This is a genomic window from Gracilibacillus halophilus YIM-C55.5, from assembly GCF_000359605.1.
Lineage (GTDB): Bacteria > Bacillota > Bacilli > Bacillales > Amphibacillaceae > Gracilibacillus > Gracilibacillus halophilus.
On the sequence record NZ_APML01000040.1, the window covers coordinates 1 to 12,324 of the forward strand.

General features: G+C 37.5%; 8 protein-coding genes and 3 pseudogenes. All 11 read right to left on the bottom strand.

The window, feature by feature from the left end; genetic code table 11:
* Positions 1–30 precede the first annotated feature (30 nt).
* Positions 31–800: pseudogene (gene recA, locus J416_RS09610) on the bottom strand (recombinase RecA); the annotation flags it as partial.
* A gap of 767 nt (positions 801–1,567) precedes the next feature.
* Positions 1,568–1,858: pseudogene (locus J416_RS09615) on the bottom strand (recombinase RecA); the annotation flags it as partial.
* Positions 1,859–2,048: 190 nt separating this feature from the next.
* Positions 2,049–3,290 carry a competence/damage-inducible protein A gene (locus J416_RS09620; RefSeq protein WP_003469757.1) on the bottom strand — a complete coding sequence of 414 codons (1,242 nt, stop codon included), beginning with the start codon at positions 3,288–3,290 and terminating at the stop codon, positions 2,049–2,051.
* On the bottom strand, positions 3,290–3,868 hold the full coding sequence (gene pgsA / locus J416_RS09625; RefSeq protein ID WP_003469760.1) for a CDP-diacylglycerol--glycerol-3-phosphate 3-phosphatidyltransferase: 579 nt from the start codon (positions 3,866–3,868) through the stop codon (positions 3,290–3,292). Before pgsA ends, J416_RS09620 begins: the two co-directional genes overlap by 1 nt.
* 188 nt (positions 3,869–4,056) lie before the next feature.
* On the bottom strand, positions 4,057–4,989 hold the full coding sequence (locus J416_RS09630; RefSeq protein WP_003469763.1) for a helix-turn-helix domain-containing protein: 933 nt from the start codon (positions 4,987–4,989) through the stop codon (positions 4,057–4,059).
* A gap of 386 nt (positions 4,990–5,375) precedes the next feature.
* Positions 5,376–5,632: pseudogene (locus tag J416_RS09635) on the bottom strand (DUF3243 family protein).
* Positions 5,633–5,708: 76 nt separating this feature from the next.
* Positions 5,709–6,428 carry an elongation factor P 5-aminopentanone reductase gene (gene ymfI, locus J416_RS09640; RefSeq protein ID WP_003469769.1) on the bottom strand — a complete coding sequence of 240 codons (720 nt, stop codon included), beginning with the start codon at positions 6,426–6,428 and terminating at the stop codon, positions 5,709–5,711.
* 9 nt (positions 6,429–6,437) lie between these two features.
* The gene (gene yfmH, locus J416_RS09645) at positions 6,438–7,727 is read right to left on the bottom strand and encodes an EF-P 5-aminopentanol modification-associated protein YfmH (protein ID WP_003469770.1); all 1,290 of its coding nucleotides are present in this window, start codon (positions 7,725–7,727) and stop codon (positions 6,438–6,440) included.
* Positions 7,714–9,003: an EF-P 5-aminopentanol modification-associated protein YfmF gene (yfmF, locus tag J416_RS09650; protein WP_003469771.1), complete on the bottom strand. Its 1,290-nt coding sequence runs from the start codon at positions 9,001–9,003 to the stop codon at positions 7,714–7,716. Before yfmF ends, yfmH begins: the two co-directional genes overlap by 14 nt.
* 175 nt (positions 9,004–9,178) lie before the next feature.
* The gene (locus J416_RS09655; RefSeq protein WP_003469772.1) at positions 9,179–9,904 is read right to left on the bottom strand and encodes a GntR family transcriptional regulator; all 726 of its coding nucleotides are present in this window, start codon (positions 9,902–9,904) and stop codon (positions 9,179–9,181) included.
* 79 nt (positions 9,905–9,983) lie between these two features.
* Positions 9,984–12,290 carry an FtsK/SpoIIIE family DNA translocase gene (locus tag J416_RS09660; protein ID WP_003469773.1) on the bottom strand — a complete coding sequence of 769 codons (2,307 nt, stop codon included), beginning with the start codon at positions 12,288–12,290 and terminating at the stop codon, positions 9,984–9,986.
* Positions 12,291–12,324: the final 34 nt, after the last annotated feature.

Below are 12,324 nucleotides of genomic sequence, written 5' to 3' on the forward strand. Positions count from 1 at the left end.
TAAACGGAAAAGAAGCAGTTCTTTAGACTATTATTTTAAGTCATCAAGCGTTTCTTGTTTTTCACCTTGATCGTCAGTTTCGTCGTCATCTTCTGGTGAATCTGTCAAGCCATAATGTGCACGAATTGCATCATGAATTTCTTGAGCTACCTGTGGATTTTCTTTTAAAAATTGTTTCGCATTTTCTCTTCCTTGCCCAAGACGTTCTTTATTGTAGGAATACCATGCGCCACTTTTCATCACGATATCTAGCTCGTACCAATATCTAATAATTCGCCTTCTTTAGAAATGCCTTCTCCGTACATAATATCGACTTCTGCCTGTTTAAATGGAGGTGCTACCTTATTTTTAACAATTTTTACTCTTGTTTTATTCCCTACCATATCGTTACCTATTTTTAACGTTTCAGCACGTCTAACCTCCAAGCGAACAGATGAATAGAATTTCAATGCTCGACCACCTGGGGTTGTTTCAGGGCTTCCAAACATAACGCCGACTTTTTCACGGATTTGATTAATAAAGATAGCTGTCGTTTTTGATTTATTAATCGATCCTGACAGTTTTCTTAATGCTTGAGACATAAGGCGAGCTTGTAAACCTACGTGAGAGTCTCCCATCTCACCTTCAATCTCAGCTTTTGGTACTAGCGCTGCAACGGAGTCAATGACAACCATATCAACTGCACCACTTCGAACCAATGCCTCAGCAATCTCTAAAGCCTGCTCACCTGTATCAGGTTGAGAAAGCAACAACTCATCTACATCCACGCCTAATTTTTTTGCATAAGCGGGATCCAACGATGGCGATAGGTAATAGTCATCCTCAGCATGACTGTTAGGAGCTATTTTCCCCCGCCTCACACCGTGCATGCGCGTTTCCACGCACACGGCGTTCCATCAAAGAAGAAAGCCGTTTATAAAACATGAAAAAATGATAGCTATATCGTATGGCTTGTCTTCACTTGACTATGCCCCTTCGCTCCACTTTCATTACAAAAGCTTCCTTACTACTACGGGCTGCTGCCCCTTCCCTTTAATGGTCATTTCCTACCATTTCGTGACATTAGGTGATGCTCCTTTTGCATTCACGGGGAAGGTTCTCTTGTACCGTATATCCTATCCTTCTCCACTCCCTTAGATGCCCACTCTAGCCCGTCAGTCATTCATCCGCTTATTGGTAAAAAAACGAATGAAATAAACAGCACTGTGCTGTATTTAGCCATGATAAGCACGAATACCATGTCTAAGACTGAAATAATTTAACGCCTTACGAGCTGTACCTTCGTGGATTCGTTCCAGTGCATACACACACGTTACTCATCATAGGAGTGTACTTAGACCCCCGGCTACTAAACTTGTAAAACATACAATATTTCGCCGCCCTCTCCGAACTTCGTACAACAATAAAGCACCTTATTCTTGCACGTCGGGGTATTAGGGCAAAGACGTTTACCAGCGTCTTTGATTTGGACTTTCACCAAACATATCAGATATACAATTAGAACAGTAAATTACTGTTCCTCTAACTTGATAGAGTATTTCTACTCTACTTTCGTTTAGAAACAAGACATACCATGCTCGGCGTCAATAAATGCTGCTTGTCCTCCAGACTTTTGGGCTTCAGCAATTGCATGCAATGAAACAGTTGTTTTACCAGATGATTCCGGTCCATAAATCTCTACTACGCGGCCTCTTGGATATCCACCGACACCAAGCGCAGTATCTATAGCTATGGAGCCACTCGATACAGTCGCTACTTTTTGCTCGGTTTGCTCTCCCAGTTTCATAATTGAGCCCTTGCCAAATTGTTTTTCAATTTGTTTGAGCGCCATATCTAGTGCTTGTTTTCGATCACTCAATGAAATACCTCCTCTTTTATTCTATTACTATCTTACAATGTTTTGTTCAATTCTACAAGCATTTTACGAATAAACGTTCCCTTATTTTCATAAGAAATCAAGGAAAAATCTACTTTTTATAAAAGAAAAAGCATTCACTCAGGGGAAAACGAGTGAAAATGCTTTTTTATTCCATCTATAATGACGATTTTCATTGCAACATCTGATAAAGTAATGCGTATCCTTTCTTTATACTTCTCGTTTGAATCGCTTCACGATCTCCATGGAACAAAAATTTATGAGTGGCGACATTTTGTTTTGTAGCAATCGAAATAAATACAGTTCCTACTTCTTTCCCTTCTGATGGATTCGGTCCTGCTACACCTGTAAAACTAATACCTACATCCGATTGATAAACATCTCTCACTTGTATCGCCATGTCTTCAGCACATGCTTGACTAACCGTACCATCATCATCAATGACTCGTTTGGATACGCCTAATACCTTTTGTTTTGATTCTGGCTGATAGACAACTGCACTACCATGAAAGATACTTGATGCCCCACTTCTTGCTGCAAGTTTTGAAGCAAAGCCTCCTGCAGTAAAACTTTCCGCAGATGCAATCGTTAAGTGTTTCTTTTGTAATAAATCAAATACTTTTTGATCAATCGATGTATCATTATAACCATAAAAATAATCGCCGACGCTACCCATGATACGATCTTCGACTTCATCAATTAATTGATCTGCTTCTTTTGGATTGAATGCTTTTGCTGTTAAGCGAATGGACACCTCTCCTTCTGTGGCAAGAGGAGCGATCGTTGGATTCGTTTGTTCAGAAATCATGTCTTGTAATTGATGTTCTAACTGCGATTCACCTATACCAATAAAGCGAAGCACCCTCGACTGTATAATAGCATCCAATGAATAATACTCAGCGACAAACGGTAATATCTTATTGTCCATGATAGCTTGCATTTCTCTTGGAACCCCAGGCATAAACAACCATTGTACATCGTTATATTCCACTTGTATCCCTGGTGCAATCCCTACTTGATTATCAAATATTTTTGATCCTTCAAAAACATGCGCTTGTTTTCGATTATTGGGCGTCATTTGCATGTTTCGCTTCTTAAAAAAATCAGCGATATGCTGCAATATATTTTCATCTTCTACAACTTTCAGACCTGAAACTTGTTCAAAAGCTTCCCTTGTTAGATCATCTTCTGTCGGACCAAGTCCACCGGTAACGAACACGACGTCTGACCGATCAGCCGCTAATTCAAACACATCTCGTAAGCGTTGTAAGTTATCACCAACTACTGTATGGTAATAGACAGACACCCCAATATTTGCAAGTTTTTTTGACATCCATGCCGCATTCGAATTCACAATTTGACCAAGTAAAAGTTCTGTACCAACAGAAATGATTTCGGCTTTGACGTTTTTCATTATTTTGAGTCCTCCATAACATGCCAGTTTTTTACAAAATATTCAACGCCAGAGATAATCGTTACAAGTACAGCAGCATAAAGTAATATATTCGCAACTGGTACATGGATAAACGCAAATGGAATATTATGAAGTAAAAGAGTAATGATCGCTAAGATTTGCAACACCGTTTTTAATTTTCCCATTTGACCAGCTGCCATCACTACCCCTTCACCAGCAGCTACTAATCGTAAACCTGTTACTGCAAATTCCCGACTGATGATTACAATAACAGCCCAAGCAGGTGCTAGTTCTAATTGGATCAATAAAATAAATGCAGCGGATACAAGTAATTTATCAGCCATAGGATCTAAAAATTTGCCCAAATTGGTTACTAAATTGTATTTCCTCGCATAATACCCGTCAACCCAGTCTGTCGCAGAAGCAACAGCAAATAAAATGACAGCCATCAATTGAGCTACGGGCAATGATTGATCAAATAATGTTACCGTCCCCCAGTTAAACGGATATGACAGTAGTAAAATAAAAATAGGAATAAGTAAAATTCGAGATATAGTGATTCGATTTGGTACATTCATTACATTCCACTCCTTCAATTCAATTATTCTTCTGTAGAAAGTAAAGTCATCATACTAAACATAAGAAGTCAAGGCAAAAAGAACCCCCTCTTCTTTTTTATATGAAAGAGGGAGACAGAACACCAAGATTTTTTAGACTTTATTGATAATATAAACATCTTTGTACTGTTTCACGTTTGGTATGAGCACTATTGATGCTGAATGTTTATATTAATATTCTGTGGTTGGTTTGGATTAATATCCTCTGGCAATTCAACTGCCATATCATTGATCATAATCGATAATTCTTCTGGAGCTCCAAAACTGAATGCTAAAGACTCAAGATCCGTAATACTGGTTTCGAATGGACTCGCTTCAGCTGTTAAATTATCAAAATATAGTTGCTCACCATTACCATCATAGATTTCAAGCCAATTTCGACTATTAGAAGTGACCGATAACTGTAATTCTTCTGCTGATGATTCTACCGTATAGTTGTGAGTTGTATCTTCTGATTGATTGAGTGTAACGGTGGTGCTTGGCTCTTCTTCTTGATTCTCATCTTGTTGAGTGGATTCTTCATTTGACTCATTGGTGTCTTCTGGCTGATTGGTTTCTTCACTGGATTCTTCGTTCGCTCCCTCGTCATCTGAAGCATTTGTTTCTTCTTGCTCTGGTGGCAACTCTACTTCATCGGCTGAATTATTTTCAGATTCAACAGGCGCCTCTTGGTTTGTATTGTCATCCGTAAAAAACCCTTGACTAAACAACCATATGACTGCCACTACACCAATGATGAGAACAACAACGATAATTGAAGGTAAGAGTGAAAAGATGGCTGGTACTTTTGTTGTGATTTTATTTTTTTTACTACTATTTACTCGGGACATCTCGACTTGCTCTTCTTGCTCAAATGGCAAATCTTGTTGATATTCCTCCATTAATTCACTTGGATCCAGCCCAAGAACTGTTGCATACTCTTTAATAAATGCACGAACATAGAAATTACCAGGCATCGCTTTAAAATTTTCTTGTTCAATGGCATATAAGTATCTCGTTTGAATCTTCGTTTCCTTCTGGATATCATCAAGTGATAATTCTTTTAATTCACGTTCTTGTTTAAGTCTTTCACCGATTCCCATATATGTAACACCATCCATCAATCATTTATCATATATTGTAAAGATCACATTCTATATCCAAATTATGACTCACATTAATCATATCTCAAAATGTCATATATGAAAAGGGGAATCTATCGACTACATAAAAAAGTGACAAACATCATTAACGATAACTATATTTTTCCATATAACATAAGAGAATGGTCTCCCCAATGAAACATTGTAACACCGTAGTTCTGGGTCATTTGATGTGTTGAAAAAAGAAGCGTATATCAACGGCGGTATGCATTTGTTGATTTTAACATTAAATAAAGAACCTTCTCACCTATCTAATGTATTTCATTTTGGAAAATGAAAAGAACCCTATAAAGTTGAGGTTCACTCTATAGGGTCTTTTGTCATCGTTATTTTGTACCTTCATTTTGAACGAGCTTGACCATAATATTTGCGATGGCATGTTGTTCTTTTTGATCAGCTGCATTCCATAAGTCACGCAATATTGCCTCTTCATTATTCTGGGCTTCGACTTGTGTTGATAAGTAATTCCCAATATCATAAGCCAATTCTGAAATCGCCTGATTACTAATACCATTACCTTGTGCGTCATGTAGCGATCGCCTAAAAAATCTTTCCATGAATCAAAGTTGTCTAATACAGACATCGTTCATTCCTCCTTTGTCAGCATACATTTATATCTTGCGAACAAAAAATGATTTTATGCATGCTTCGAGGAATTTTTACATCCAACCACCTTGGACGCGAACTATTTCACCTTGTATATAACTGGACTTCTCGCTCAAAAGAAAAGAAACAATATGAGCGACTTCATCTGGTGTCCCACTTCGTTGCAACGGGATTTCAGCATGCAACGCATTCTTTTCTTCATCTAATAAATGTCGATTCATTTTTGTCTGAATGAATCCTGGGCTGACACCATTTACACGAATGCCACTTGGCCCGACTTCTTTTGCTAAAGCTTTGACAAAACTATCCTGACCACCTTTTACTGATGAATAAGCAACCTCACAACTCGCTCCGAATTCACCCCATATCGAACTGATCAAAATAATGGCACCAAATTTTCGCTGTATCATATGAGGCAATAGATGCTTCGTAATTTTCCAAGGTGATGTTAAATGCAAATGAAGGATGTGATCCATATCCATATCATGCATCTCTTGAAATAGACCAAAGTAAGAGGTCCCACTAGCAAACACAATATGATCAATATCTACCGGTAATTCTAATAAAAATGAAGTTAAACCTTCTTTTGTTGCTAAATCAGCTTGAATCACATCATATATCGCATCATCTGAGATCAATGTTTTCAAATCAGAAATGGCTTCAAAATGGTGACAATAATGCAAAATTAGCTGATAATCTAAATCAGCCAGTTGTTTTGCAATTGCTGAACCTATGTCACCACTAGCTCCTACAATCAAACATTTTTTGCTCATAACAATACCTCAAGATTGATTGGATTGAACGATACAAGTAGCGATTCGACTTTCATCGATCCAATCATGTAAAAATTGATTTAATTCTTGATAATGTAGATCTTCTAACCATTGGATAGTCTCAAAGAAGTCAACCCCTAGCATGTCATAATGCGTATATTGGTTGGCCATAAACTCTAATGAATTCATCGCACGTAATGTCTGACCGAGCTTTTTGCGCTGTAAACGCTGGAAACTTTCCTCATCCAATTTTTGTTCTTTCAAACGCAACAAACTATGTTGAATATTTTCTGCTAACCCTTCTGGATCTTCCGTATTACCACCAATAATCGTAAAACCAAAATTGCGTTCTAAATGGTTCTCATAACTAAAGGATTGATCAATCAAACCTTCTTCATACAATTTTTTATACTCGATACCACTTTTAGAGAATAAATAATCAAGGATCATATCGATAAACCATTCTTTTTTTACAAATTCTTTCGGATCTTCTGGTAAGTCTGTTTCTTTTAATCCTACTAATGCTTTCGGAACAGCTACTGGCATATCGATACGTTTTTCTTTTTCAGCAACTGCTTTCGGTTCACTAGGGAATTGTCGCTTTAATGGTTCTGCAGGTTCAAAATTTTTGTTCTCTTGATTTTCTCTCACAAATGCTCCGATTTCTTCAGGATCAACATTGCCAGCAATAAATAACACCATATTAGACGGATGATAAAAGGTGTGATAACAAGTATACAAATCATCTTTTGTAATATTTTGAATCGAATCCACCGTTCCCGCAATATCGATTTGAACCGGATGATATTGATACATGCTTTTAATCGTCCCGAAAAAAGCGCGCCAATCCGGTTGGTCATTATACATCTGAATTTCTTGCTCAATGATTCCTTTTTCCTTCTCAACAGACTCCTCTGAGAAATAAGGATCTTGCACAAAATTGAGTAATGTACGTAAATTTTCTTTCACTTCAGCTGTAGCTGAAAATAAATAGGCAGTTTTTGTAAATGACGTATACGCATTCGCTGATGCTCCACGCTTTGAAAAATCCTGAAATACATCTCGATCTTCTTTTTCAAACATTTTATGTTCTAAAAAGTGCGCAATGCCGTCTGGAACTGTGATCGATTCTGATTGTTTAATCGGTACAAAAGACTGATCAATCGATCCATAATTCGTTGTAAAAATAGCATAAGCTTTCGTCATTTCTGGCTTAGGTAAAATGTGAACTCTCAAACCATTACTTAACTGATCACTATATATGGTTTCATTCAATTGCTCGTAATTATGACGCTTCATTTGAATCACCATCCTCACTTGTAAGTAAATATACCGTATCGAGCTGGATTTGTTTCGCCACATCCGTGACCTCTTGTTTGGTCACTTGTTGCACTTCTTGAATGAACTGTTCTGGTGAGCGCTGGCTATTACCAAGCACTTGTTGATAATGCAACTCCATCATACCTTGCGGGTTATCTAAAGTTTCTTTCAATTGATTCACTAACATGTCTTTTGTTTCTTGTATATCTTGCTCGGTAAAATCACCAGTACGCATTTGCTCCATTTGCTCTAAAATAATACTACGTGCGCGGTCATATTGATCTGGAGCGATTCCACTAAATACAAATAATAACCCTTTATGACTTTCCACACGGGACGCTGCATAATAAGCGAGACTGTGTTTTTCACGTACATTTAAAAACAATTTGGAACTCGGAAATCCACCAAACAATCCATTAAATACATGTAAAGCAGGGTATTTCTTATCATCATAAGTAATACCTGTACGATAGCCAAAATGTAGTTTGGCTTGTTGTACTTGATCTGTTTCAATAATGGTTTGTGACGATTCAATCTGTTGTTGTGTTGTTGGTTGTGTCAGTTGTTGCTGCGTGTTCCTTTGGATCATTTGATTTATTTTATCCATAACATCTAATTCATCGATATCCCCTATCGCAAACACATCAAGTCGATCTTCTTGCAACATTTTTTGATAATACTGATATAAACTTTCACCATTGATTTCTTCAAGGTCTTCACGATATCCATGCACACGTAATTGATAAGGCTCTGATTCACACATTTCCTCAATCATTCTTGTATTAGCAAATGACATTTTATCCTCAGTTAATGCTGTCATTTTGCTTTGTAGCGTTTGTTTTTCCCGTTCTACTTGTTGAGGATCAAATCCATTTCCCTCTAATTTCGGTCGATAAAGAATTTCTTCTAATAGTTGAATCGCTTGATCCAATAATGATGTTTGGCTTGAGATATATTGCTCATTAGCCATTTCTAAACGAACCGTTATGATGTGATTTTCCCCTTTTTTGCTACTGTCCATATGCAAAACGGCACCATATAATTCATCCAGTTGTTGCCTGAGTGCTATCGCAGTTGGATAATTCTGTGTCCCTTGTTGCAATACATATGGAAGTAATGCCCGTTTTGTAATCGAATCACGCGACAAATTGGTAACAAATTTAAAAGCAATATGTATCGTCTTAAATTTCTTCGTATGTAACAAGTGGATATCATACCCTTGTTTTGATATGACTTCTTCTACATTTTCTCTCATCATCAAGCTCCTTTTTCATATTTTTTATTAAACGATCGTTAAAATAAGAACTTAGTATATTTTATCTGATTTATCCGCAAATATTCTTGATCTGTGCGATCAGATAAAAAGAGATCTAGTACGTTTACCAGATCTCCAATTCTTGATTCAATTATGACATATCTAAAGTTGTTGTTTAACTCATTCGCTTACGGAGCACATAAAAACTAAAAACATCTGCACGAAAATAATTGGCTGAATATAAGACAGGTGTATGATCTTTCGTGTAGTGAATTTGTTTCAATAATAAAATGGCTTGATCCGGTTGGCAATTTAACATCGGTGAAATTCGCTCGTGATATCCAATCGGCTCTATATAAGCCACTGCATAGTCAATTTCAATTTTCGCATATCGTTTCAAAGCGTTAAAAATGGACTCCTGAGAATGGATCAATTCAAGTGGTAGTAAATGATGATCGACTTTATCAATCGCATATACGACAGGTTCACCATCCGCTGTGCGCAAGCGTTCCAGCTGAGCCAAATGACGAATCGAAAGCGGATCAAATCGGTTCATGTCTTCTTCTGTTGGCTCAACAATCTCAGCCGATATATATTGCACACCAGGTAGTTTCCCTGATTTTTCGATCATTTCAGTCACACTACCTAATTCCTCGATTCCCGATGAGAGAATAGGCTGCTTATTGACAAACGTACCAACACCCGGTCGATCAACAAGGACATTTTCTTCTTCTAAGATTTCGATCGCATCACGCACGATGCCACGAGTCACGCCGAAACGAGTAGCCAATTCATACAATGTAGGTAATTTTTCTCTTTCTTGATAAAAACCACGTTTAATTAAATCTCTGATTTCATGAACAACATCTAGCACCGAAGCGTTTTCCATGTTTGATAACATAGTCCCCCAACCATTCCTTATATAAATTATTATTACTACTAAATATAACACTTTTCTCACAATTTATAAAGATTTTTTTCTAAGAACTATTTGTCGTTGTTTGTTCCTCTACTTGACTTACTAATACATTTCTTGGTTTAGACCCTTCATAAGGCCCAACAATTCCGTGATCCTCCATCGCATCAATGAGCCGAGCCGCTCTTGTATAACCAACCCGAAAACGTCTTTGGATCATAGATACACTTGCACTTTGCATTTCAAGTACGAGTTGAACAGCATCATCATATAATTCATCATCGACTTCTTGAACCGTTTCACTCTCTTCTTCAGGAATCATTTCTTCTTGGTACTGAGCTTTCTGCTGTTCAATACAAAAGTCAACGATTGTTTCAACTTCCGTATCAGATAAAAATGCACCTTGAATCCGAACTGGTTTCGATAAGCCAACAGGGATAAACAGCATATCGCCTTTACCAAGTAGTTTTTCCGCCCCACCAGCATCTAAAATTGTTCGCGAATCTGTTTGTGATGATACGCTAAAGGCAATACGTGATGGAATATTTGCTTTAATCACACCAGTAATCACATCGACAGACGGACGTTGGGTAGCAATGACTAAGTGGATGCCTGCCGCCCGCGCCATTTGAGCTAGTCGTGTAATCGCATCTTCTACTTCATTCGAAGCTACCATCATTAAATCTGCCAACTCATCGACGATCACTACAATATACGGTAAATGAGGCTGATTTTCACCCGTGTCTTGATTATATCGCGATATATACTCATTATAACTTTCAATATTACGCGTTGCTGTTTCGGAGAAAAGGTCATATCTGCGCTCCATTTCACTAACGACTTTTTTTAGTGCACGAGATGCTTTTTTTGGCTCCGTAACCACAGGCGATAATAAGTGCGGAATCCCATTATATACATTTAATTCTACTTTCTTCGGATCAATCATCATCAATTTCACTTCATGAGGTTTTGATCGCATTAATATGCTCGTAATAATTCCATTAATACAAACACTTTTACCACTTCCTGTAGCACCGGCTACGAGTAAGTGTGGCATTTTGTTCAATTCTGCCATGATTGGTTCACCAGAAATGTCTTTGCCTAATGCGAACGAGAGCTTGTTCGACTGATTGTTTTTCTTCGATTCTAAGACTTCTCTTAAAGACACCATGGCTGTTTCCTCATTTGGCACCTCAATGCCTACAGCCGATTTTCCAGGTATTGGCGCCTCAATCCGAATTTCTTTCGCTGCGAGCGCCAAAGCCAAATCATCATGTAAATTGACGATCTTACTCACCTTGACCCCAGCTTCTGGATATACTTCATATTTTGTCACAGATGGTCCTACATGCACTTTCGTTACTCTCGCTTTAACACCGAAACTTTGAAACGTTTTTTCGAGTTTTCTTACAATTTGTTGAATAAATGACTTATCTTGTTGATTGACGGGATTTTTTGGTGCTTCAAGCATATTCATCGTTGGTAGTTGATAATCGATATTTTCATGCTCAGTCATCGGTAAAGTTTCGATGGAAGCATCTTCTTGTTCCATTTCAACTGGTTCATCCGTAGGTTCGACTTCACTACGATCATATGTTTTCTCTTGTTCTGTATCGTCAATTACGGAAGATTCATCCTGTGCATAAGCAATTGCTGGGAATTCTTCTTCCTGCTGTTGGTTGGTCTCAATAACTGGTTCTTGTTGATTGGTTATCTCTGCTTCTTTTTGGCGCTGTTTTTTCGATTCTCGCCAAGCTTTTACTTTTTCCATTTGGTTACTTAACCCATTTTTTAGTTTTTGGTATGCTTTCTGCAACAATTCACCCACTGACACATTGGTGAACGTAATGATACCGACACCAATCATGAAAAAGGAAACAAATAATGCCCCATAACTGGAAAATAGAAAGCTAAAAATTGCAAACAAGACAGCACCAACCATTCCTCCGCCAAGATAAACTGTATCACGTTCACCATCTAAATAACCGGTATAAAAATTAAAAGATTGATTGATAATGGATGGATCGTTGTTCATATCAAAAAGATCCATAAATAAATCAACATGTGTGTATACCAATAAACCCAGTAAAATCATGTATGTACTGTACCATTTTCGAGTCAACAATTGTGGCCATTTTCTTTTGATCATGACGTATACACCAATAAATACAAAGAAGATCGGTATTACAAAATACCATTGACCGAATAATAAGCGAAATATGTTTTCTAAAAGTGAAGAAATTGCTCCATCACTGATCATAGAGGCTCCACTACTAAAAATCGCGAGAAAAATAAATAGAATGCCGAGTAACTCCAACTTTATCTTATTTCGTAATGACTGTTTCTTTCTTCTTTTTTTCTTTTTTGCCATTTCTTTCACCTCTACATGCTAGATTCATAGCATA

What these genes read in the sequence shown, in the direction of transcription:
- J416_RS09655 (WP_003469772.1), bottom strand. Translation starts at nt 9,904, where the DNA reads ATGTTATCAAACATGGAAAACGCTTCGGTGCTAGATGTTGTTCATGAA.
- yfmF (WP_003469771.1), bottom strand. Translation starts at nt 9,003, where the DNA reads ATGAGAGAAAATGTAGAAGAAGTCATATCAAAACAAGGGTATGATATC.
- pgsA (WP_003469760.1), bottom strand. Translation starts at nt 3,868, where the DNA reads ATGAATGTACCAAATCGAATCACTATATCTCGAATTTTACTTATTCCT.
- yfmH (WP_003469770.1), bottom strand. Translation starts at nt 7,727, where the DNA reads ATGAAGCGTCATAATTACGAGCAATTGAATGAAACCATATATAGTGAT.
- J416_RS09660 (WP_003469773.1), bottom strand. Translation starts at nt 12,290, where the DNA reads ATGGCAAAAAAGAAAAAAAGAAGAAAGAAACAGTCATTACGAAATAAG.
- J416_RS09630 (WP_003469763.1), bottom strand. Translation starts at nt 4,989, where the DNA reads ATGGGAATCGGTGAAAGACTTAAACAAGAACGTGAATTAAAAGAATTA.
- ymfI (WP_003469769.1), bottom strand. Translation starts at nt 6,428, where the DNA reads ATGAGCAAAAAATGTTTGATTGTAGGAGCTAGTGGTGACATAGGTTCA.
- J416_RS09620 (WP_003469757.1), bottom strand. Translation starts at nt 3,290, where the DNA reads ATGAAAAACGTCAAAGCCGAAATCATTTCTGTTGGTACAGAACTTTTA.